Consider the following 23,719-nt stretch of genomic DNA (forward strand, 5'->3'; position numbering starts at 1 on the left):
TGATAATCGCGTTAAGCGTTCTCTTGTTTACGTTATTCAAGTCTAAGAAGATCGTTAACAAAGGGCTGGCTGGGGTTATTTATATTTCGCTTACCATATCGTTCGCGCTGATTTTACAAAATTGGTCGTATACCGTACTTTACCTTTTACTTCCATCCCTTATACTATCATTGGTGTTGTATGCATGGACGTACCGCAAACCTGCCGATCCAGTCTGGGATATAGAGTTTGTAACATCTCAGGGGAAAAAGGTTGTACGGGGAATTCAGCGCGGTGTGGCTATCTTCGGTGCCGCAGGCTCCGGAAAAACAGTATTAATTCACTCCCTGTTTATGCGGCACTTTGCCAAGGCGGGATTCGCAGGAATTATCTATGATTATAAGGACGGCGAACTCACAGAACTTGCCCTCCCTTTGTTTGGGGATAGGTTGGAGGTGATTGCGCTGCATCATCCTGAAAAGAGTATCCGTGTAAACCCGATTCACCCCGATTATATTCAGGGTGAAAAGGATGTAAATCAGCTAGTAAAAGTAATTCTGGACAACCTGATCAATACCGGATCGGCCAAAGGTGATGATTTCTTTAAAGATAGTGCCAGTTCACTACTATCCGGAGTAATGCTGAAGTTCTGGTTTGACCACAAAGAGTATTGTACCCTTCCTCACATCATATCCTTCATCCTGGCGGTAGACTTCAGTATTCAAACGGAACAACATGATAGATTCGCTGACGATGCTACAGAACAGTTTGCCAAACTTAAAGCATTTCTGACCTCAAATGTCAGAGTGGCGGTCCAGGGATCCACTTTCCTGTTAGGTTTGGGATCAGCGAAGCAAACTGCATCAGTAATTTCTACGCTTGCGAATGCACTGCGAAAAGTGGCTTTCCCGGAGGCCTTTTATGTGCTTTCAGGCAACGATATCGATTTTAATATCAACGCTGAAAAGGTGGATATTGTAGTGTCGGTCATAAACGAACCTAAGAGTGCGGAGTTCTTAAGTCCTATAAATGCTACAATCATTCATACGATTACAAAACAGATGATGAGCAGGGGAAGGAAACCCAGCTTCGTGTTGCTGGATGAAGCGCCCACAATTAAACTGCTGAACATGGCTCAAATTCCGGCGACAATGAGAAGTTTTGGAGTTTCGGTGATTTATTGTGCGCAGGACATAGTGCAGGGGGTGGTACAGTATGGCCGGGACGGATTCCGCGAGATTATTGCGAATTTATCTACTCAGTTTTTCGGGAAGGCCAATGATAGTGAAACCGCAAAGTTCTACGAGAGTTATTTTGAACTTGTTAAGGAACAAACCAGATCTACTACGAAGAAAGGGTCAGATGGGAATCTGTTCAGCTGGGGTGAAAAAAGCACCACCGTAGGGGAACGGGAAGTCGCGAAACACCGTGCACATGAGTTTACGAGACTTAAAGTAGGGCAGTTTGCCTTTCTGTCCGATGGAAATAACCAAATAGTAAATATTACTGCTTCCAAAGCGGAAAGTCATTCTCTCCGCACTCAGAACAGAATTAGTGCGCGGATTCTGGATGAAAACTATAACAGAATTTTGAGGGAGGCGAAAAGTGTGTTGGAGTGAATACATTAGGGTAAAGGCAATGTTTTATAAATATAGCTCAATATGCCATTCTCAACAAGTTAACTATTTTCAAAACATCTATCGAGCTATAATCGCTGATACCATATTGCGGAATGTTCTACCATACGTAGCGAATATCACCCAAAAGGCTCAATTGAAGTGAAAATGCGCAATATCAATTTTATTAAAGGCAATATTTTCTCTTTCTGCTTCAATTGATTTTAAGCCGTAATCTTCTTTGAATAATTGATATGTTGTGTCAACTAAAGCGTCATTTACATCCTCGCCTTCCAAAAGTTTGTTGCCTGCATATTGAAACCAATAGTCGTAACCTTTAAGCCACGCAATAATTTTGTTTTTTAAAGGTATTTCTGCCATTTGTCGATTTATGAGTTTTTAGTAAATGTATGTTTGTTGTTGTTTTGGAGTGTCGCAATAAGGTTGCCGCTAACGGTTTCGTGTATGAGCAGTAGCGGATTTGAAAGTACAAACCTTTCAGTTTAGCACAAAGCTTATTAAAAGCACAGACCTTGATTTTACCACTTCACCCGCTATTGCTTATACACAATGTTGTGCGTTCGCCCTTTATTTTTAGTCGGTTTAGTCAATTTTCAAAGGTAGGATTTTTTGGGGTAGGGAAGGCACTCTCTCTTGCAAGTTTTGGTCAAGCGTTGGCTGGTGCGACTTGCAAGAGTGTGTGCCTTTGGGGCGGATTAACTGGCACAGCAACTTAATTTTGATACGTCTTTTCCGAAAGTTATTGCTGCTAATTTTATACCTTCTCCCAAAGTCAAATAAGGGTAGAAACTGTCTGCTAAGTCTTTCACCATTATTCCGTATTTGATTGCCATACTTAATTGTTGTATGAGTTCTCCACCTTCGGGTGCGACTACTCTTGCACCTATAAGTTTGTCAGTTTCCGAGTTACGAATGAGTTTGATGAAACCCCTTGTGTCGTTGGCTGCTATGGCTCTCGGTACGTCTTTCAATTCCAATTTTGACACTTCAAACGGAATGCCTTTTGATTCTGCCTGTGCTTCATCTAAACCTGCCCCTGCAATTTGTGGGTCAGTAAACACCACCCAAGGTAAAGAAGAATAATCGGCTTTATTATCTGTTCCTGAGAACGCATTTTCAACGGCAATTTTACCTTCAAAAGCGGCTGTATAAACAAATGCAGGGGTGTTGGTTACGTCACCTGCTGCGTAAATGTTAGGTAGATTGGTTTCCATTTTTTCATTTACAGCGATATGTCCGCTTTTGGTGAGTTCCAAACCAATGTTATCTAACCCTAATTGGCTTGTATTGGCTTTTGTGCCTGTGGCAATTACTACCTTACCTTTTTCTATAATTTGCGTAAATGAACCGTCAGGACATTTACAGTGAATGATGGTTTCATTCGCTTGTTTCTCGAATTTCACGGCTCTGAAATTAGGTAAGATTTCAATGCCTTCTTTTCGCATTTGGGTTTCCAATGCTTCACTGATGTCTGGGGTTTGTGTCCGTAGAACACGGTCGGTAAATTCAATGATTCGGACTTTAACGCCTAAACGATTGTACGCCATTGCAATTTCCAAACCTATGTAACCTGCTCCCATAATGGTCAAGCTTTCGGGTTTTTCTTCCAAGTCGAAAAGGGAAACGTTGGTCAAGTAGTCAATTTTGTCCAATCCTTCAATAGTCGGAATGTTGGTCGTAGCTCCCGCAGCAATTAAAAATTTGAAGGCTTTGTATTCCTTGCCATCAACCAAAATGGTTTTGTTGTCTTTGAATTTTGCCCAACCTTTTAGCATAGTCAGGTTTTCAAAATCGCTTACCACATCCATATATTTTTTCTCTTGAAGTGTGGCTACTAATTTTTTCTTGTCTTTGATGATTTGAGCGAAATCAATATCAACTCCTTTTGGCTTGATGCCTTCAAAGTTGGAATGTGTAGCGTGATAAGCCGACTCGCCTGCACGAATAAGATTTTTAGAAGGCACACAACCCACGTTGACACAAGTACCGCCAAAGTCCAAACCACCGTTTACCATTAAGGTCGATAAACCTAAACTTTCGGCTTTGATAGCTGCCGAAAATGCAGCCGAACCACCACCGATAATTATTAAATCAAATTGATTATTCCTACTATTTCCATTTTCAGAAATTTCACTTTTTACACGATAGTTTTTTGTGCCGTTAATGGTATTGATGATTTCTTCTTTACTTGTTTTGGTAGGGTCAAAAGAACATTCACAAGTAGCTTTTGGATAGCTCACATTTGCTTCTTTTACACCTTCGTTTTTGGAAAGTAGTTTTTCAATGCCTGTGGCACAATGGTCGCAGGTCATACCTGTGATGTCTAGTTTTATTATTTCTTTGTTCATAATGATTTCTCTTTTTGATTTTCCTTAATGATTTCGGCTTTATAGCCTGTCTGCTCAATAACCTTGATGATAGCGTCAGGATTTGTTTTCTTTGGGTCGTATTGGATGGTTGCCAAATCGCCCGGATATTCCACTTTGTGTTCAATAATGCCGTCCACTTCTTTGAGGGCATTTGAAATATGGTTGGAACAACCTGCACAAGTCATTCCCGTGATTTTCAGTTGCAGGGTCTTACCTTCTTGCTGTGTTGTATTTGCTGTTTGTGCTTTATTGTCAGTCGGTTTGCAACATTGTGCATTGAGCTGAGCAATTCCAATTAGGAACAAAGCACTCAATAGAATTAAATTCTTTTTCATTGTGTAATTATTTAATTAAGTTCTTAAATACAAAAGGCAAAAAAATACTATTTCTTGCCAACCACTTTGTAACCTGTACCGTTGATGGCTTCTTCAATTTGAGCGATACTCACTTTGGTTTGGTCAAATTCTACTTTGGCAATCGCTTCTTCATAAATCGCATCTACCTTAACAATGCCTGGCAATTTGTTCACATCATTTTCTACGTGTGAAGCACAACCATTGCAAGTCATTCCTTTTACATCAAAAGTTACCGTTTGGATGTCAGAAGCATTGACGATTACAACTTCCTTGTTGTCGTTTGAAGGATAGAAAATGTGTGCATAGTTTGGAAAAGCGAGCATCAAGGCTGCAAACACGGTTACAATTCCCAAGAATGTTTTGGTCTGCATAAAGGGTTTTTTTTCGTCTTCTTCGCAATCACATTGGATTTCTTCGGCTGTTCGTGGTTTGAGTTTCTGATACAAAGCAAAGCCCAATACCAAAACGGTGATACCGATTAGATAAGGTCTTGCTGGTTCCATCCATGAAAAGGTAGATGCCACTCCTGAAGCTCCTGAAATAAGAGCCAATACAGGTGTAATGCAGCAAAGTGATGCTGCTACTGCCGAAAGCACACCCGCTCCGACAAGTCTGTTGTTTTTCTTGTTCATACTGTTTCCTTTTTTGAATTGTTTATGATGTGTTTAAAAAATGGACGAAGTAAAGTAAGTTGCTCCTGTTTCAAAGAGTAGAAAATGGTTTGTCCTTCTCTTCTACCTTCAATGACGTTTCCGTCTTTTAGTTTTCTGAGGTGTTGCGAAACGGCAGGGATGCTCATTCCGAGAATGTCTGAAAGGTCGCAAGGACAAAGTTCGTTTTCTTCTTCTAAGAGAAATAAGATTTTTAACCTTACTTCGTTTCCTGCCAATGCTAAAAGTCCACTCAGTTGACTGAATGCCTTGTCGTTGGTTTGAAGTATTTCTCTACAATTGTCTATTTGAACCTTGTCGGCAAACACACGGATACACGATTGATTGTTTTCCATAATTTCCTTGTTTAGGATTTAATAACGCAGCAAAAATACAAATAGTTTTCTTATTTAAGCAAATACTTAATTATAGTTTTTAACAATTCTTCTTTGTCAGCGGTGGGTGATTTAGCTCTTTTGGTTTTTTAGCGTTGGCTTTGAGTGTCGGAAAAACCAAATGTGCTAAATGTGCGGTGGGTTTTTAGGGTGACGCACAACTTGTATATATGTATCACAAAAGTATACATATACAACCCTCATGCGGGAGATATGTATGATAAAGTGATACTTATCTTTCAAATATAAATAAATTAAGACGGTAGTACTATAATCCTGTCCATACTCTGCACTGTCTTTCCCGAATATTTATTGAGTCTTTTATTACGAATGCTGCCAAGGTATAAAGTACTGAATCTGAATGCCTTCATACAGCGGCCTAAAAACATCATTTGCTCTACGATTATTCTTTTCCCCCTGGTAGTAATTATTAAAATTTGTTAAAAAGTAGCGTATAGTTGGAAAAAATAATATATTCGTTGCATAACAAGGTATTGATATGTTAAAACCTAAAATCTTTTTACCCCTATTTACATTCGGATTTTCGGCCTTAAGTTATGCTCAGATCAACTTAAAAGGACCGGCTCAGCAACTTGCCAGTGAAATAAAAGGGATCTTTCCTTTTGTGGCTGTTGTCATCTTTATTGTGGTGGTATTCGTTAATCTTGGCCACTTTGTGAAAGACAATGGTGACTGGCGAAAGGGAGTAACCAATATTGTGCTTTTTGCGGCTATTCTGGGGGCAGTGGTAGGACTTATCAATTATGTGGGAAGCATAAATTTAAACTAGGATATGGATGAAGAAGGTAAAGAATCTGAAAGGATATCGACAAAAGCCTACCATTTATGGCCTTAACACCCTCGGCTTTTTGGTAACCACCATTGTAAGCCTCTTTTCCATTCTCTCCTTTCTTTCCGGAATTTCCCTTTTCAAAGTTATACTGGTTGCAATAATCATTGCAGTAACCTACTTCACCTCTTTGGTCTTATCGGCCAACAAAACGATTAATGAGTGGCTTTTTGACGAAAAGCTACCGGAAAAGTTTTCAGATGATGAATAAGGTATTTCTACAGATTGAAGATAACAAAGCAGTTGGAACGAACGGCGTTTTTGCCATGGGATATGAATTTGATCTTGCAGAAAAATATACGCTGGGAGCTGATGATTATGAGGCTCTGGACGATCTATGGAACCGTGCTCTTAAGGAGATGCCAGCGGGCTCAATTTTCCTGAAACAGGACATCTTCCTGCAAGCTGAATTTGACACAGGCCGCTTTCCGGCCGGAAACTACCTGCAGAAAGCTACAAAGAAGTATTTCAGTCAGCGGCAGTTCCTGTCTCACCGTTGCTATGTGTTTTTTGTACTTCCTCCCGGCGATATCTTCACTACAAAGATTACCAACCCCTTTCAGCGACTGAACAGGAAGAAATTCGAAAGGTTTGACGACCAAATCAACCATTTTACTAATACCGTGGATCAGATTGCCACATTTCTGGGTAACGGAAAAGTAAATAGTGGGAAGGCATTTTCGATTAGACCGCTTACCGCAGAAGAAATGTTTGAACATTATGACTACTATTTTAACAATTTCCAATACGATTTTGTTACCGACCGGGAATTGAAAGGGGGATACATGCAAATTGGTGATCGCATGCTGGGAGCTATCTGTACCCGCGACGAAGAAAGTATGCCGCAAAAGTTCAGTGCGCTCCATGCCGATCGCGAATTCACGACGGCTAAATATAAATTCTTCCAGAACATAGGAGATCTGTTTTCGTTTGGGCTGGATTTCGACCATGTGTACAACCAAATAATTTATTTCGAAGATAATCAACAGCAGCTTGCTAAACTGCGCAAGCGGCATGATTTACTGAAGAAATCTGCGAGCTTCGATCCTAATAACAAGACTAATGCTGAAAAACTGGATGTACTGATAGAGAGTATTGCACATGATATAGACAGTGAAAGAATTATAAGGGGACATTTCAATATTCTGTTCCTCGCAGACAGCGAATCAGAAATCAGGCGGTGTAGAAATGCAGTTATAGAACGGTTCCGTAATATCGATGTAAAAACCAGGCAGCCTGTTGGAAACTTTTTGAATTCTGTTTTTTGTAATTCATTTTACCTGTTTTCGCACTGCTTCTCCGAGAAACAGATGTTCTACGGGAATCTAAGCCTGGCAACGCTCTTTCTGAACAATTGTACGAATTATAAAAGTGATCAGGCTGGGATATACTTTAATTCGCGGATTGGGAATGTTCCGGTAATTATTGACAACTGGGATGAAGAGAAGAGATATGTGAGAGCGAGAAACTTCATGATTTTCGCACCTACAGGATATGGGAAATCGTTCCTGGCCAACCATATCTTCCGACAGGTATTTGAAGACCATGCAAGGATTGTAATAGTAGATTTGGGAGGATCCTATCGGAAACTCTCTGCACTGTATCCGGAGGACAGTGTATTTGTTCATTACAGAGAGGGAGAAGCTATTGGACTCAATCCCTTTGATCTGCAGGGAGACGAAATTACGGTGTCCAAAATAGAAGACCTGACGGAATTTGTGCTTACCCATTACAAAAGGGACCGTAAGGCCACCGAAAATGAAAAGACCGCCTTGAGGAAGATCATTGAAGCGTATTACCAGCAGGGTGGAGATCAAAGCCTTTTGAAATTTATTGGGGCTGTCCGCGAGAATAAGGATACACTGCTGGATGATCTGCAAATAAAGCCGGAGTTTTTTCATATCGAAGAATTTCTCTTTGTCATGTCCGAGTTTGAAAACGGAGGGATCTACAGTTTTCTTTATTCTGATGAAAGCAATGCGAATCTCACCAGAATCAGAGACAAAAAGATCATCGTGTTTGAACTGGATGAAGTTAAAGACAATGAACTGTTGCTGTCCATCATGCTACAGTTGATCTCATCAGTAATCAACGAGACAGTCTGGAAAGACAAAAGCACACGCGGATACATTTTCTTTGATGAAGTGGCCAAGCAATTTAAGTTCAAAGGAGTTTTGGAGAAGATAGAATACTTCTTCCAGGCTGTCCGGAAACAGAACGGTGCGATTGGAATCGTTCTGCAGGCGGTCTCGCAACTCCCTCAGACTGGAGAGTCCGGGCAAATTGCCAAGACCATCATTGAAAACACGCAGGTTCTGTATGTGCTGAACGCAAAAGATTACCGGGCACTACAAAGCCGTTTCGGAATGAGCGAGCATGCCTTTAACCAGATGAGTTCTCTGACTTCCAATTTTGAAGGTGAACGTAAGTATTCAGAAGTCTTCATCATGCGGGGTAACCATCATCAGGTATATCGCTTGGAAGTCCCGGAACAGGTTTACTGGGCCTACCAAACAGAGGGTGCCAAGAATGAAGAACTTATGAAAGTGTACGACGAAGTTGGCGATATGGAGACCGCAATAAATAATTATATCAACCGCAAAAATCAATATGTATGAGGAAGATGATATTAATACTAATGATGATTATAGGAAGTCTGCTGTACGGCCAAATACCTGTAACCGACGCTACGGCAAATGCCAACCTGGGAATTCAGATTTCGCAGTCTACCCAGCAACTTACCCAATTGCAGCAATCCTATAAACTGATGAAGGAGGGGTATGAAAAATATAAAAAAGTGAATTCGTATGTCCGGCAGATGGGTCAGCTTCAAAACATGATTAACCATCAGAAGCAAGCCATAAACAACGCCAATTTATGTTTGCGTAAAGCTAAAGGCGGAAGATTCAGTCTGAAAGAAGTGGAGACCAACCTCCGTCAAATTTCCGGAAGCGTAAAGACTGTTCAGGCCCTTCTTAACGATAATCTTTTTGAAATGACCGACGGTGAGAGGATCCAGATTATGGAAAACGAATTAAAGAAGGTAAAAACAGCAAATGCAGAAATAAGAGTTAAACTTATTAAGATGAGCTATTAAAATATGGATTACTCCTGGCTGATAGACCTTAATAAACTAATATCGAGCACTACCCTATTCAGTGTCACGGTTGTTGGTGCCAAGAGTTTGGCTATGACAATCATTCTGATTCGGGTAGTCAGCAATTTTCTGATTACAGGTGAGAATCCGGAGGCGCCTAAGATAGGTGGTATAATGAATATCATTGGTTACGGGTTACTCATTGTGGGGTCGGACTGGATCGTAAATGCTATAGAAACGATGTTTGCGGGGATAGATTTAAGCCTTACCACACCACAGGCTCTGCCAGACGGCGCAATTAAGCAATACTTATCTAAGATTGAAGAAGGCGTTTCGGAAATGGACGTATTCGATAAGATGTCATTCTATATTTCGCTGCTTCCTCTTTATTTAACCGCGGGACTGATGACTTTCTTCCAGGAACTGCTTCGAATTCTGGATATGGGTGTGGTTGGGATGTATCTGGTGCAGAGAGTATTCTTGCTTCAGCTGTTTAAGGTGATCTTCCCCTTTGCAATTGCTTTCTCCACTATTAAGAATGACCCGGATATGCTGCTGCGGTGGGTTAAAATATACATAGGCCTATTTTTCCTGGGAGTTGCGTATACCGCGATATTAAAGTTTACGGATACCATATTTACATTCGTACAGGAACGTATTGGGCTAACCATCAATCAGATTAATTATGATACCGATTTGCGACTGCTTTTTGGTTACTCCATAGGTGCGCTGCTGATATCATTCATGGTGAAGTTTTCACTCTTTGCCATAGTGACCAGGGAGGTAAGAAACTTTTTTAATTAAGAGCAAATGAAAAATGACAAAGCAGAGATAAAAATCGGTAAGGACATTTACAGTGAGATGCGTAAGAACCACCGGACGGTTTGGGGGGTGGTCATTGTCAGCACTATTTCAGTTCTTTCAATGCTGTATGTATCCCTGGCTATTTACTCAGACAGCACCAACAAAATATTCACTATCAATAACAGCGGAGATCTTATTCCGCTCAGTCTTGTTTCTAGCCGAACAGACAAGGTAAAAGTGTTGAAATCCAACGCAGATTATTTTGTCAAGAATTTTTATGATCTGGATCAATACAGTATTAAAGAGAAAAAGGAAAAAGCTCTTTGGCTCGTTGGCGAACAGCCGACCAAAATTATAAAGGACAAAGACAATAAAGGTTATTACAATGATTTTCTTTCCATTAACGGCTTGGTGCAAAAGGCCGAGATTCTTCCCGACAGCTGGAATATTAGCAATATTGATGACAGCCCGAATCTGGATTTTTCTGTCCTGGTAAAAAGGGTAAACGGAAGAAATGAAGAATTCTACAGGGCGGATGTACAGATGCGAATGACTAAAGTGAACATCAACTATCCTTACAACCCGTTTGGTTATCTAATAACCAATTTTGTAGAAAACCTTGTAAAGGTAGACCCTCCGACCGAGCAACAAATACAGATCCAGGACAGTATTAGAAGAGAACATATTAATCCTACAATTCGGTGAAGATGGATAAGATAAAACACTTTTGGAGAGGTAAATCCGAATTGGAAAGACGGAAGATCATTGTGTATTCGGTGGCGGGTCTGTTTTCCTTCCTACTTATTCTTGGAGTTGTAGTGTGGAGTGGCAATGATATGGAACCCAATGTGGCTGAAATAAGCAATCCGGATGCTGCGGAAGCAAAAAAGTACAATAGTAGAACAGAAGCCAATCAGTTAGGAAGAAAAGACACTTCATCGCTTAATTCAACCCTGGATCATCTTTTTGGCAGCTCCGAATCAGATGGCTCTGAAGATACTCCCACTGCTCTTTCTGGAGGTACTTATCAGGAATCAACGTATTCTGAACCCGTGTACAGCGTTCAGCCCTCCTCGGCCGCACGTTCAGGAGGAAATAATTATAATTCCCACAGCACCTATGGTGATTATTCTATGTGGCAAGGGCAGGAACCCAAGAATAACTCCATTGGCTACACTGAAATAAGGAACTATCAAGCTCCCAAAGAAGAAACAGTCTCCCCGTTATCTGATGATCAGCATCCTGTTAAGAATAACGGTTACGTGCAGCCCTTTTCATCTTATCCTTCGGAAAAGAGAATAACTGATGGTAAACAGGTACGTGCAAAACTTATATCGCATGGATATGCGACTCCGGGCAGAAGTCTGTCTTTTGTCCTTCTGGAGCCGGCTGTAATCAACAATGTGGAAACAGCAAAGGGACAGATTGTAACTGGTGTTGCCAGCGAGAATAACGGCAGACTGGATGTTAATTTCTCTACAGTTAAGATCAAAAATAAGATTATCCCCGCCCAACTCCAACTCTATGGCTCAGATGGTATGTTGGGACTCCCAATTTCCGGAGGTATCAGCAGTGATAATACAACCAGTGCTGTGGGTAACAGAGCCCGAGATATGGTAGGAAACCAAGCGAGCAGGATACCGGTTCTAGGCGGAATAATAGGTGGAACGATAAGCAGTTCCGGAAGCAGATCTTCCGATAACCGAATCAAGCTTTCAGCGAATATTGAATGTACAATTGTAGTTTTTTAGTAAACCATGAGAAAATTAGCCATAATTCTTTTTTTTAATTGTGCCGTTTATGGTATTGCGCAGCAAAACCAAATAGACTCAACCACTGGAAAGGACTCCGCGGGGTCTCCAGATACTTCTCAAAAGCATGAAATCATAGCCAGAAATGTCCTTAAGGAAAGGGGCTGGATCAAGAACAGAAACAGCGCATTGGTTCGGGGAATTGAAGGATATGTGAAGGGTGTTTATACCGGAGCGGGCAAAATATATTTACTGTTTGAGATTCAAAACAGGAAAAATATAAGCTATGATATTGAAAGCATTTCGTTTATCACCAGTCCCCTAGAAACACGGAGAAGAGAGATTGAGACGGAAGAGAAAGTATATGTCCCAATTTACACTAACCAACCCCAAACTATAAGTAAGAAAAGCTCGCAGAAGATAGTTTATGTCTTTGACAAATTTACCATTGCCGACAATAAAAATCTCCTGTTCATTATGACGGAAACTGACGGTGAAAGGACAATCGTTTTAACGGTGACTCCAAAGCAAATTTCGCAGGCAGAATTTGTAAATTAATAATAGTAAGATATGAGAGAAAGAATAATAGTATTGACTTTGATTCTTCTTGGAATTACAATTAACTCACAGGGGCGGCGTGACGCCCAGTCATGGATTCATGCAGAGTACGGAATTATGCCGGGCCAAGATGATCTTTCAGTAGGTCCCATGGCTAAGTTAGGCTATGGCAAAGTGATCGGCTCCAAAGGAATACTCGGGAAAGCAGAGGCTTTTTACCATAATTATAGTGTAGAAATGTTTGATCAGCAGTTCCTGCCCTATCAAAAGTATGGACTTAATGTAGCAGCGGGATACAGTTACGAAGGACTTTTTCCCGTGCTCCTTAATGGATGGGCCGGGGCTTATGGGGCTTACGAACAAGTTAATAACGGTATTACAAGAAGCCCCCTTTATAGCTCAGTGATCCCGGGCGATATAAAAGGGTTTATCTACGGTTTGTCCGGAAGTGCAGAACTGGAGATTTTCCTTGCCAGAAAGGTTTCGCTATTGGTCAATTACACTCAGTATTACGATTTGAAAAGCAGTTTTTCCAAGAGCAACTATGGTGTTTTTGGCGGACTTAAATATTCATTCAATTAAAATATTAATTATTAAAAGGAGACATTATGAAGAATATGGGAGTTACTTTTTTAGCCTTTTTACTTTTATTCATATCCTGCAGAGAGGACAGCACGATAACCGACGACAGCGCCCAGTTTAGCTTTAAGGTAGAGAGAGACTACAATTTTATTAAAAAGAATGTAGGAGATTTAAACACTTTGAAGATGAATATTATGCCGGATTATGCATTTTCCAGCCTAGATACATCTTTTTCTTTCTCGTCCGATAAGAACGGGGTTCTGAAGCTTAATGGAAATACCCTGAATCCTAATACCGAATATGAGTTGATCAGCCAGAACAATACTTTTGAATACATCGGCACCGAGCAGGGAATTCACAATCTGAAATTCATCATTAAGAACAGTAAAGGATTTTCCAAAGAGGAAATTTTCGAACTCGAATATGTGCAGGTTCCTGATTTTAATTTTTCAGCCAATGCTACCTCTACCGAAAAGGATATTAATATGTCAGACGTTATTACTGTCGTTCTTGATGGAGGAAACACTACCCAATCTTTTCACGTGAAAGCCGAATTGATGGATGGGCAGGGTACTTTTAACATTCCACTAAACACCTATTCTCCCTTTCAAAACGGCACTAGTATTCTAACCTTTACCCCGACATCGGTGGGCTTGGTGAAGGTGAAACTGACAGCAAGGAATAACTACGGTTTGGAGAAAGAAATTTTAATTAATTATACTTCCAGTTTCTTTGGCTTCATAAGCCCACCCTTCTTGGTTGTGCAAAAATCCCAGAGTGGTTGCTGTCTCTATGCTAACCATGCTACTTTAAATTTACAGGCAAAGACAAGGGAGAATGCTCAGATTACCGGTATTGAGCTGGAATACTACAGGCGTAACAGTAATTCTAACGGTCCCAGCTATGCTATTGTGACTAAAACGTTTCACTATACGCCACCATCTCCTCAACAGGTTATTAACCTGACCAATTGGTTTAATAATATTGCAGACTTTCAGGCGGGTAATGGGATCAACCTTCTTGAAGAAAAATATACGGTTACTTTTTTCGATACGCAGGGCAATTCATTTTCGCAAATAGTTACACCAAACATCATTTTTTAATTTAAATCCTTTCAATTTAGTCTTATGAAAAATCTAGCATTTGTTCTTCTAGCATTATTGTTTGTCACAACCTCCTGCAGAGAAGATTCTGGCGAACCGGTATTAACGGATTATACCGAAAATTTTAACGTACCACAGTCGCCGATTGAAGGAGTTATGTACTTTCAGAAATCTGATAATGACAGATTATACCTAAAAAAAATTAATTTTTCCGGTACGCTCACAGAGCCATACCCCATCACGAAGATTGATATGGTAGTTAAAGCAGAAAATGATAATCCGCACGGAAGTCCCTTCAATGAACCTATTTATAATTATACCTTCATTCCGACTACTCCTGTGAATAGCCTTGATTTTGACCAATTAGATGTCCAACCTCAGTTGTTTGTGGGTAGAAACGAATTTCCGATGAAGAAGCTAAATATCACAATTAATGTAGAGAAGCAACAGGGGGCCCCTACCCTGTTGGTATATACGAAGAACTATTAATTACTTGACAATAAAACCAAAAACGGGAGGAGAAAATATCTTCCCGTTTTTATTTAACATAAACAATGCTGCCTGCTGGTATATGATCTGAGCTGAACTGTGGGTTCGCAAACCTTAAAATATTTATATCGAATTTCCTGGAAAGTTCCTGAAAGTTTGTGTCCGCATGTACTTTGATAATTTTCAGGTCAAAGAAACTGTATTTGAAATAGTTCGGTTGCATCTGATGCGCTCTGTAAAAATTGAAGATGTAATTAACCGCAATAAACGAAGGTAAATAGGCTTGAGTTTCTTTTGGAAGATAAGGGCGAATTTGCCAATAGTTACGGCTACCTGCTTTTTTTATAGCGCGGTTTACATTGCCCGGACCGCAATTGTAGGCTGAGATGGCCAGGTTCCAGTCTTTATATATTTTATGTAGGTCACGAAGATAGCGTGCTGCAGCATCTGCATTGCTCATGGGGTCATGGAAGGTGTTTACATATTGGGTTCTCCGCAATCCATATTCGGCTCCGGTGGCGGGCATAAATTGCCACAGCCCAGAGGCACCTGCCCAGGATCCTGCTCTGGGATTTAATGCGCTTTCTACTACCGCCAGATATTTCAGTTCTCGGGGTACTCCATATTTGTCTAGTTTGCTTTCGAACAGTGGAAAATAATAGACAGAAAGCCCAATAATTTTAGGGTACCAACGATAGGAAAGAAACTTTTTCACATACGTGTAGGTCACATTGTTATAATCAATGTTTAATGCGGTGTTCTGATTCAGAAATTCAAAACGTTCTTTAAAAGTAAATAAATTGAGGTGGCTTTCGAAACTCTCACTACTTCCATTTAGGCGGCCCAAGTTTCTTATGAAGTTGTGATCATGCTTTATGAATGCTTCACCATTCTCAACCACAATAAGGTTCTGGGCGGATATTGTAGCAGAAAACAAAACTAAGACGGTAAACCAACTATTCTTCATGATGCTTTTCCAAATATAGACAACTTTACTCCATTTTAGGAGGTAAAAAATGCTATTTTTGAAACTAAGTATTTTGAAATGAGATTTTTTTCTACTTTTACAAAGGGATTTGCGGGACAAATAATTAGTATTTGGTTTTCAGATCTACTTAAGATCTACAAATACTTTAAAGATGAGTGGAATAAAAATGCGTAAGTTTTTAAACTTCAAGGCTAACCTGGGAGAATTAAGCAATTACGTAAAATGTAATCCTAAAGGTGTTTATTATATAGAAAACTCTTTTTTCAAAAGCAAATCTACCCGGTACTTCATGTACCTTCGCAAGCAGGGACTCGACATGAATCAGGCATTCGATCATCTGTTGGGAGAGGAAAGTAAAAAGAGTATAGACCCATAATACTCCTTATCTTTATTCTTTGTGGTATTTACGATGAACGACGCGGCAACGTAGGCGAAAAAAGTTTGTCAGACTCAGGGTGTTTATCTGGCACACAGCTAGGATCAACACGGTGATCTTTATTCTTTTTTCCGAGTTTGCAGTTTGTTGTGGTACGTAGGCGTGGTCCTTCTTGCAATATTTAAATGCAGTAGGGATTTATAAAATGAAATTTTAAACAAAGCGGGCTTCCGTTCGCTTTTTCCATCGAAAAGCTTTATTAAGGTGAAAATAATTCCCTATCTTTGTGCTGTTTACTTACAATGGTCGGAAATTTTAAAATACTGTTGCTTTCCCTTACACTCGCGTTATTTCTGGCGCCAGGGATTTCTCAGGCTTGCAGTAAAAAGGAGAAGCAGGTTATTAAAACCGCGACCAGTTCGCAAACTTTCATAAAACAGTCATTCGCACAGATACAGCCGTCTTGCGACAGCGGGGATTGCAAAGAAGAATGCTGTCACCCAAAATCACACAATTGTCAAACCGATGGATGCTCAGGAAATTGCAGCGGTAACCTTTGCAGCACTGCTCAGTATACCATTCTAGCATACAGCAAATTTTTAGAGGATTCTAAAAACGAAGCGTCCGGTTACGATGACAAAAATTCTAATTTCTTTTATCAGAATCCCCATTACTCCGGTGGATTCCATACCATTTGGGAACCGCCCAAAATAGGTTAAGATCTTCTTTTACAGCCCGAATTGTGTCTGGTCGTGAAGTGTTTATGACACTTTCCGCAGATTATTTAGCGGTGCTGAATGTCCCTTCGAACTTCCACTTCTCGTTTAAGTAATCTTTTAGAAAAGAATGTTCTTTAAAGAACAACTTGAAGATCAGGATTTTCGTACACAGTCTCTCAAGACGGAGGCTCAAAATTAACCTTTAACGATAATTTAATGAAGAATATTCTTTTAGGAATACTGGCTTTTGTAGCAGTGTTCCTCGTTTCCTGCACCAATTCAAAAGCAGAAACTACCCAAATTACCAATGCACAGTTCAAGACCGGCGATATTGTCCCCCACGACCAGGTCTGTATGGTAAACAACGCCTACATGGGCAAAAAGCAGCTCGAAGTAAAGCATGACGGCAAAACCTACTACGGTTGCTGTGAAAACTGCAAACTCAGAATCCCACAGGAAGAAAATGCCCGCATGGCGTATGATCCGATATCTCATCAACTCATCGATAAAGCAACCGCAATTATTGCAATCTCTGATAAAAATGATAATGTCGTGTACTTCGAAAATAAAGCAAACTACGAAGCCTTTTTTAATAATAAATAACCTTTAAACTTATAAAATAATGAAAACAATACTATTCAGCCTTTTGGCAATCTGCACTTTTGCACTCTCTTCCTGTAAAGAAAACAAAGAACAGAAAAAATCCACTGAAACATCAATGCAGCATGATATGAGCACGATGTCGGACAGTTCAGCGATGGACAATATGGCAATGGATGCTAAGGTAACCGTGACCGCCGCCAAAAAAACTACCGCTGACCTTACGGAGCTCTATTCTCATTACACCCACCTTACATTCGCGTTGTCCGGTGATGATGATAAAGAAGCGGTGAGTGCAGCCAAAGGGATCCTCGCTTCTTTTCCCAAAATAGACATAAACGGTTTTTCTGCTGAACAGAAAAAAGAATTTGCTGACCTCGAATCAAGCATCAGTGAACACGCCGAGCACATTGCAGATAACGCCGGAAAGATTGATCATCAGCGCGAACATCTGGATTTAATGAGCGCAGATTTTTACGACCTGCTGAAAGATTTCGGAACTCCAAAACCGGTGTACAAAGTATTCTGCCCGATGTATAATGATAACAAAGGGGCCTTCTGGCTTAGCGATTCACGTGAGGTGAAGAATCCTTATTACGGCAAAGAAATGCTTTCATGTGGCGAGGTTCAGGAAGAAATTAAGTAAAACCGTACAGAACCATGATTCAAAATTTAATCAAACTGTCCCTCCGCAACAGGTATTTCGTTTTGCTGATAGCAATCGGCCTTTTTATCTGGGGTATTTTTGCGGTAAGGGACAATCCCATCGATGCAATTCCGGATCTGAGTGAGAACCAGGTCATCGTTTTTACGGAGTGGATGGGCAGAAGTCCCCAGATTATTGAAGATCAGGTGACTTTCCCGCTGGTCAGCAACCTTCAGGGCATTCCGAAAATCAAAAATATCCGGGCTTCCTCTATGTTTGGGATGAGTTTCGTGTATGTCATTTTCGAAGATAATGTGGACATATATTGGGCCAGAACCAGGGTAATGGAACGGCTCAATTATGCGCAGCGCTTACTCCCGCAGGATGTTACCCCTACTCTCGGACCGGATGGCACCGGTGTAGGTCACGTCTTCTGGTATCATTTCGATGCACCCAAAATGGATTTGGGAGACCAGCGTGCCCTTCAGGACTGGTATGTAAAGTTTGCGCTTCAGACGGTTCCCGGTGTGGCGGAAGTAGCCTCCTTTGGCGGCTTCGAAAAACAGTACCAACTCATTGTAGATCCTGTAAAACTCCAGTACTATAACGTATCCCTCATGGATGTTATGAACAAAGTGAAAGCCAACAATAATGATGTGGGCGGACGTAAATTTGAGATGGCCGATATGGCCTATATCATTCGCGGCCTGGGTTATATCAAGAACGTAGCCGATATCGAGGAAATTGCTTTGGGAAATTACAACGGAATTCCTGTGCGGGTGAAAGACATTGGTTCTGTACAGATGGGTGGTGATTTGCGTCTGGGTATTTTTGATGCAGACGGTGAAGGCGAAGTCGTGGGCGGTATCGTAGTGGCAAGGTATGGCGAAAATGCAGATAAGGTCATCAACGATGTGAAAGAGAAAATGAAGGACGTTGAAAAAGGACTCCCTGAAGGCGTCACCTTCAAGACATCGTACGACCGCAGTACCCTTATTGAAGGGGCAATAGACAATATCAAAACCAAGCTGATCGAAGAGATCATCGTGGTCGCCATCATTGTTATTCTGTTCCTGTTTCACTGGCGAAGTGCATTCAGTATCATTATTCAGATTCCGGTCACTATTGCCATCAGCTTTATTCTGCTCAATGCGTTTGGACTTTCATCCAATATTATGTCGCTTACCGGAATTGCACTGGCAATTGGGGTGATTGTAGATAACGGAATTATCATGTCCGAAAATGCCTATAAAAATCTCTCCGATTGGCAGAACCATCAACAAAATAAAAACCCATAACAATGAAAACCAACTGGTTTAAAAATATATTCAGAAAAAAAGACAAAGAGAGTTACGTTAAAATTCCCGAAGATATTCGGATGAAGATTATCGAAAAATCATCCTTACAGGTATCCAGAGGGGTCTTTTTCTCTACGGTGATTATCGTGGTTTCCTTTCTCCCCGTATTTATGTTGACAGGTCAGGAAGGTAAACTTTTTCACCCGCTGGCGTACACCAAAACCTTTATACTGATCGTTGATGCGATCCTGGTACTTACCCTTGCGCCGGTGCTTATCTCTTTTTTCATGAAAGGAAAGTTTAAGGATGACAATAAAAACCCGATAAACAGAGGGCTTGAGCGGATATACGAACCCATCATTCGCTGGTGCATGGAATGGAAAAAAACAACGCTTGGCATTAATATTCTTGCCCTTCTTATCAGCATCCCTTTAATTATGAACCTCGGCCGTGAGTTTATGCCGCCCTTAGATGAAGGCTCACTACTCTTTATGCCGGTCACTTTGCCTGATATTTCGAACTCTGAAGCCAAAAGATTACTTCAGGTGCAGGATAAAATCATTAAAGGAGTTCCGGAAGTGGATCATGTCCTCGGAAAAGCCGGAAGAGCAAACACGGCGACAGATAATTCACCCATCTCCATGATTGAAACCATTATTCTGTTGAAACCTCAGGACGAATGGCGCGACGGCCTTACAAAAGACGATCTTATTAATGAATTGAATGCCAAACTGCAGATTCCCGGCGTAACAAATGGCTGGACCATGCCGATTTCCAACCGGATCAATATGCTTTCAACAGGGATTAGAACGGATGTGGGCGTAAAAGTGTACGGACAGAACCTGGACAGTATCGCCGTCCTTTCCGAAAAAATAAAAAAGGAGCTCACCGGTATTGAAGGAATTAAAGACATGTACGTAGAACCCATCACCGGCGGGAAATATGTGGATATTGAAGTAAAACGCGAAGAAATAGGAAGATACGGGCTAAGTGTGGATGATGTAAATGCCGTCGTGGAAAGTGCCCTCGGCGGAATGAAACTCACCACAACCGTTGAAGGCCGACAGCGCTTTTCGGTAAACGCCAGGTACGGCCAGGATTTCAGAAATAATTTGGAGTCACTCAGAAGGCTGCCCATGCAGACGATGGAATTTGGTTCCATTCCGCTGAGTGCAGTGGCGGACATTCGCCTTACAGAAGGTCCTCCAATGATCAATTCTGAAAACGCAATGTTGCGCGGAACCGTTCTGTTCAACGTCCGTGACCGGGATTTGGGCAGCACCGTAGAAGAAGCCCAGGCAAAACTCAATAACATGGTGAACAAAATGCCCAAAGGCTATTTCGTGGAATGGAGCGGCCAGTATGAAAACCTGATTCGCGGCGAGCAGACCTTAAAGATGATTATGCCACTGGTATTAATCGTGATCTTTCTTTCCATGTACTTTGCATTCAATTCCTACCGCGAAGCTTTCTTTAATCTCATCAGTATTCCTTTTGCCTTAATTGGCGGTGTATTCATGATTTCGCTTTGGGGTGTTAATCTCTCCGTAGCAGTAGCAGTCGGATTTATTGCACTGTTCGGACTTGCGGTAGAAACCGGAATCGTGATGGTCATTTACCTGAACGATGCCATGATTCAGCTTACCACGAAGAACGGCAACTCACGGGAGACCATTACCAATGAAGAACTTCGGGAGTACGTCATCAATGGAGCAGCGAAAAGATTAAGACCTAAAATTATGACAGTGTGTGTTACCCTTTTTGGACTGGTTCCCATCCTGTGGAGTCACGGCGTTGGAAGTGATATGATGAAACCAATCGTATTACCGATGGTGGGTGGCGTTTTTACTTCCGCAATTCACATCCTGTTGGTAACCCCAATTATCTTTTACATGCAGAAAGAATGGGAACTGAATAAACTGGGGAAAATTGACGTCCTCGACGCTTCCCATTAATCCTTAATTATTACAAAATGATAAAATTCATAATAACAGGAGTACTTGCTTTGCTCTGCACCACCAGTTATGCTCAGCGGATGCCGTTGCCGGCAGTAATGGACAGTATTGCAGCCAACCATCCTGTGGTTAAAATGTATAATGCGGAAGTGCGGTCAATGGACGCTGCGGCCAAAGGCGCAAGAAGCTGGATGCCACCAACCGTTGGAGCCGGGTTGTTTATGACACCTTATAATCCAAAACTCTGGCAACGCGATGGCGATATGCTCGGTATGGGCTCAGTAGCAGTTTCGGTAGAACAGATGTTTCCCAACAGAAAGAAACTCGATGCCAACGAGAATCTGATGAAGGCAATGTCTTCCGTAGAAAAGGAAAAACTCTATGCCGCCCTCAATGAAAACTTTCAGGATGCAAAAAAACTGTATTACAGTTCAATAGTCCTGGATAAAAAGCTGAAGGTCGTAAAGGAAAACGAAAAGATGCTGGATTTCATGATCAGAAACGCCGAGATCCGATACAAAAACGGGCTTTCCAAAATATCTGCCTATTACAAAGCCAAAGCCGCCATCGGAAGCGCCAAAAACATGCAGCTCATGTACGAGAATGACCTCCGCGTCAACCGGATCCGGTTGAATGCCCTCATGGGAAGAGATGCGCTCGCACCGCTGGAGATTGAACCGGAATACAACCTAAATGATTATTCTCTCGAGGCATTTGGTCAGGATCTCTTTTATCAGAACAGAAGTGATCTCCGCGGCATCGACCGGGAAATCAATATTGCAAAACTGAAACAGGATCTCGAACAACAGAATCTGAAGCCGGAATTCGGCGTGCGGTTCGAAAACATGTTCGGTTTTGGCGGCCAGCCCATGCAGTTTTCCCTGATGCTGATGGCAAAACTGCCGTTTGTTTCCTGGGCTTCAGGCATGAATAAAGCCAATATTGAAAGCCTCAAACTGAAAGAAGAAGCCTTGCAGGCACAGAAAGAAATGATGGTCAACGAATACAGCGGAATGGCCTACGGAATGCGCAATGAACTGGATCTGAATAAAAATCAGCTCAAACTCTATGAAGACACTATCATTCCGGCCTTAAAAAACAACTACAAATCCATGCAGTTGGGCTACGAGCAGAATACGGAAGAACTCTTCATGTTATATGATGCTTGGGAACAGCTGAATATGACCCAGTTGGAATATTTAGAAATCCTTACCAAAGCACTGCAGACGCAAACTGAAATTGACCGCTTAATTGAAAGAAGATGAGAAAAATTATAATATTCACCATGCTTTTGTTGGGTTTGACGGCGTGTGATAAATTAAAGTTCTGGGAAGATAAGCACTCGGCAGAAGCTGCAATGCATACTTATACCTGTCCGATGCATCCGGAAGTGATCTCAGACAAACCTGGCCAGTGTCCGAAATGCGGTATGGATTTGGTCCTGAAAGATGCCCCTGAAAGAAAGGAAGAGGGGATTAAACTCGACGATCTGCTGAAACCAACCAATGAATTTGTTGTCTCGGAATTGCCGGTCGTAAAGTTAAAAAAGGAAAACATCCCGACCACGGTCGATGCTTTAGGGACGGTAGAATACGATACTCGACAGATTGGCAGTATTTCCTCACGCGTTGCGGGCCGTATCGAAAAACTCTATGTGCGGTATAAATACCAGAAAGTGTCCAAAGGCCAGCGCATTTTAGATATATACAGCCCGGAACTGTTAACCGCGCAGCAAAACCTACTCTTTGTTCTGAAAAATGACCGCTCAAACAAAACGATGATTGATGCTTCACGCCAAAAACTCCTTCTTTTGGGAATGCCGGCTTCACAGATTCAGAAAGTCATACAGAGAGGAAAACCTGATCTCACAGTTCCGGTTTTCAGCAATTACAGCGGACACATTCAGCAGGCAGGATCGGCAGGATCCATGGCTTCAGCACAGCAACCCGCTCCCGCAATGGCTTCAAATACGGCAGTTACCGCTGAATTACCTCTGAAGGAAGGAATGTATCTTCAAAAAGGACAGAATATTTTCAGTGTCTTCAATCCCAACAGAACCTGGGCCCTGATCAATATTTTTTCTGAAGACATCGCGCTGGTCAGCAAAGGACAGTCAGTCATGATCATCCCGGAAGCCAATCCGGATAACCGCTTCAAAGGAACCATCGGTTTTATTGAACCCTTTTTCAGACAGGGCAGCAAAACCGTAACGGCGCGCGTCTATTTTGATAATTCCACCGCAAAAATTCCTGTCGGAAGTCAGGTTAAGGCGGAGATTATGAGCCACAATAGAATGGCAGACTGGCTGCCGAAATCAGCGGTGGTTTCTTTAGGGATTGATAAAATCGCGTTCAAAAAAGTAGAAGGCGGTTTTATTGCCCATAAAGTTGTTACCGGCGCGGTGGTAGGCGATAAAATTCAGATCATCAGTGGTTTGCTTCCTGAAGATGGAGTTGCCGAAAATGCACAGTACCTGATGGACAGCGAAAGTTTCATAAAAATTAACAGATAAAAATT

General features: G+C 41.4%; 25 protein-coding genes. 19 read left to right on the forward strand and 6 right to left on the reverse strand.

The window, feature by feature from the left end; translation table 11 throughout:
• Nucleotides 1–23 precede the first annotated feature (23 nt).
• Entirely contained in the window at nt 24–1,598 is a 1,575-nt protein-coding gene (locus tag P0M11_RS12670) for a type IV secretory system conjugative DNA transfer family protein (protein WP_275626011.1), read from the forward strand.
• 150 nt (nt 1,599–1,748) lie between these two features.
• On the opposite strand, the gene P0M11_RS12675 is transcribed toward P0M11_RS12670, so the two are convergent.
• The 5 genes from P0M11_RS12675 to P0M11_RS12695 all read right to left on the reverse strand — a co-directional run bounded on the left by P0M11_RS12675 (nt 1,749) and on the right by P0M11_RS12695 (nt 5,347).
• The gene (locus P0M11_RS12675; protein ID WP_275626012.1) at nt 1,749–1,976 is read right to left on the reverse strand and encodes a hypothetical protein; all 228 of its coding nucleotides are present in this window, start codon (nt 1,974–1,976) and stop codon (nt 1,749–1,751) included.
• 335 nt (nt 1,977–2,311) lie between these two features.
• Complete coding sequence (gene merA, locus P0M11_RS12680; protein WP_123248687.1) at nt 2,312–3,964, reverse strand: mercury(II) reductase; 1,653 nt, start codon at nt 3,962–3,964, stop codon at nt 2,312–2,314.
• A complete protein-coding gene (locus P0M11_RS12685; RefSeq protein ID WP_027375686.1) occupies nt 3,961–4,320 on the reverse strand; it encodes a heavy-metal-associated domain-containing protein in 360 nt (119 codons plus the stop codon). Before P0M11_RS12685 ends, merA begins: the two co-directional genes overlap by 4 nt.
• A gap of 47 nt (nt 4,321–4,367) precedes the next feature.
• Nucleotides 4,368–4,973, reverse strand: a complete 606-nt coding sequence (gene merTP, locus P0M11_RS12690; RefSeq protein ID WP_275626013.1) for a mercuric transport protein MerTP — start codon at nt 4,971–4,973, stop codon at nt 4,368–4,370.
• Complete coding sequence (locus P0M11_RS12695) at nt 4,970–5,347, reverse strand: metalloregulator ArsR/SmtB family transcription factor (protein ID WP_027375684.1); 378 nt, start codon at nt 5,345–5,347, stop codon at nt 4,970–4,972. The genes merTP and P0M11_RS12695 overlap by 4 nt, the downstream gene beginning before the upstream one ends.
• A gap of 538 nt (nt 5,348–5,885) precedes the next feature.
• Between P0M11_RS12695 and P0M11_RS12700 the strand changes: the two genes are divergently transcribed.
• The 11 genes from P0M11_RS12700 to P0M11_RS12750 are packed head-to-tail and all read left to right on the forward strand — an operon-like array spanning nt 5,886 to nt 14,620.
• The gene (locus P0M11_RS12700) at nt 5,886–6,176 is read left to right on the forward strand and encodes a hypothetical protein (RefSeq protein WP_275626014.1); all 291 of its coding nucleotides are present in this window, start codon (nt 5,886–5,888) and stop codon (nt 6,174–6,176) included.
• 7 nt (nt 6,177–6,183) lie between these two features.
• On the forward strand, nt 6,184–6,447 hold the full coding sequence (locus P0M11_RS12705; RefSeq protein ID WP_158065549.1) for a hypothetical protein: 264 nt from the start codon (nt 6,184–6,186) through the stop codon (nt 6,445–6,447).
• Nucleotides 6,437–8,854 (forward strand): TraG family conjugative transposon ATPase, encoded by a 2,418-nt coding sequence (locus P0M11_RS12710; RefSeq protein WP_275626015.1) that lies wholly within the window; start codon nt 6,437–6,439, stop codon nt 8,852–8,854. Before P0M11_RS12705 ends, P0M11_RS12710 begins: the two co-directional genes overlap by 11 nt.
• A 20-nt stretch (nt 8,855–8,874) precedes the next feature.
• Nucleotides 8,875–9,333 (forward strand): hypothetical protein, encoded by a 459-nt coding sequence (locus P0M11_RS12715; RefSeq protein WP_275626016.1) that lies wholly within the window; start codon nt 8,875–8,877, stop codon nt 9,331–9,333.
• A gap of 3 nt (nt 9,334–9,336) precedes the next feature.
• Entirely contained in the window at nt 9,337–10,137 is an 801-nt protein-coding gene (locus P0M11_RS12720) for a hypothetical protein (RefSeq protein WP_275626017.1), read from the forward strand.
• Between the two features lie 6 nt (nt 10,138–10,143).
• Entirely contained in the window at nt 10,144–10,842 is a 699-nt protein-coding gene (locus tag P0M11_RS12725) for a hypothetical protein (protein ID WP_158065541.1), read from the forward strand.
• 2 nt (nt 10,843–10,844) lie between these two features.
• Nucleotides 10,845–11,888, forward strand: coding sequence for a conjugative transposon protein TraM (gene traM, locus P0M11_RS12730; protein ID WP_275626018.1), 1,044 nt, complete (start codon nt 10,845–10,847; stop codon nt 11,886–11,888).
• 6 nt (nt 11,889–11,894) lie between these two features.
• Complete coding sequence (locus P0M11_RS12735) at nt 11,895–12,446, forward strand: DUF4138 domain-containing protein (protein WP_275626019.1); 552 nt, start codon at nt 11,895–11,897, stop codon at nt 12,444–12,446.
• A 12-nt stretch (nt 12,447–12,458) separates the two neighbouring features.
• Entirely contained in the window at nt 12,459–13,028 is a 570-nt protein-coding gene (locus P0M11_RS12740) for a hypothetical protein (protein ID WP_275626020.1), read from the forward strand.
• A gap of 26 nt (nt 13,029–13,054) precedes the next feature.
• Nucleotides 13,055–14,131 carry a hypothetical protein gene (locus tag P0M11_RS12745; RefSeq protein ID WP_275626021.1) on the forward strand — a complete coding sequence of 359 codons (1,077 nt, stop codon included), beginning with the start codon at nt 13,055–13,057 and terminating at the stop codon, nt 14,129–14,131.
• A 24-nt stretch (nt 14,132–14,155) separates the two neighbouring features.
• Complete coding sequence (locus P0M11_RS12750) at nt 14,156–14,620, forward strand: hypothetical protein (RefSeq protein WP_275626022.1); 465 nt, start codon at nt 14,156–14,158, stop codon at nt 14,618–14,620.
• 49 nt (nt 14,621–14,669) lie between these two features.
• On the opposite strand, the gene P0M11_RS12755 is transcribed toward P0M11_RS12750, so the two are convergent.
• Complete coding sequence (locus P0M11_RS12755) at nt 14,670–15,587, reverse strand: lytic transglycosylase domain-containing protein (RefSeq protein WP_275626023.1); 918 nt, start codon at nt 15,585–15,587, stop codon at nt 14,670–14,672.
• A 172-nt stretch (nt 15,588–15,759) separates the two neighbouring features.
• On the opposite strand from P0M11_RS12755, the gene P0M11_RS12760 reads away from it, so the two are divergent.
• From P0M11_RS12760 to P0M11_RS12790, 7 genes are all read left to right on the forward strand, one after another.
• Nucleotides 15,760–15,984: a hypothetical protein gene (locus tag P0M11_RS12760; protein WP_275626024.1), complete on the forward strand. Its 225-nt coding sequence runs from the start codon at nt 15,760–15,762 to the stop codon at nt 15,982–15,984.
• A 935-nt stretch (nt 15,985–16,919) separates the two neighbouring features.
• Nucleotides 16,920–17,306 carry a hypothetical protein gene (locus tag P0M11_RS12765; protein ID WP_034871896.1) on the forward strand — a complete coding sequence of 129 codons (387 nt, stop codon included), beginning with the start codon at nt 16,920–16,922 and terminating at the stop codon, nt 17,304–17,306.
• A 19-nt stretch (nt 17,307–17,325) separates the two neighbouring features.
• Complete coding sequence (locus tag P0M11_RS12770; RefSeq protein ID WP_123266438.1) at nt 17,326–17,949, forward strand: DUF3347 domain-containing protein; 624 nt, start codon at nt 17,326–17,328, stop codon at nt 17,947–17,949.
• A gap of 14 nt (nt 17,950–17,963) precedes the next feature.
• The gene (locus tag P0M11_RS12775; protein ID WP_089819482.1) at nt 17,964–19,247 is read left to right on the forward strand and encodes an efflux RND transporter permease subunit; all 1,284 of its coding nucleotides are present in this window, start codon (nt 17,964–17,966) and stop codon (nt 19,245–19,247) included.
• Between the two features lie 2 nt (nt 19,248–19,249).
• Nucleotides 19,250–21,202, forward strand: a complete 1,953-nt coding sequence (locus P0M11_RS12780; protein WP_275626025.1) for an efflux RND transporter permease subunit — start codon at nt 19,250–19,252, stop codon at nt 21,200–21,202.
• Between the two features lie 17 nt (nt 21,203–21,219).
• A complete protein-coding gene (locus P0M11_RS12785; protein WP_275626026.1) occupies nt 21,220–22,467 on the forward strand; it encodes a TolC family protein in 1,248 nt (415 codons plus the stop codon).
• A complete protein-coding gene (locus P0M11_RS12790; protein ID WP_245169167.1) occupies nt 22,464–23,714 on the forward strand; it encodes an efflux RND transporter periplasmic adaptor subunit in 1,251 nt (416 codons plus the stop codon). The genes P0M11_RS12785 and P0M11_RS12790 overlap by 4 nt, the downstream gene beginning before the upstream one ends.
• Nucleotides 23,715–23,719: the final 5 nt, after the last annotated feature.

This window comes from Kaistella sp. PBT33-4, from assembly GCF_029194425.1.
Lineage (GTDB): Bacteria > Bacteroidota > Bacteroidia > Flavobacteriales > Weeksellaceae > Marnyiella.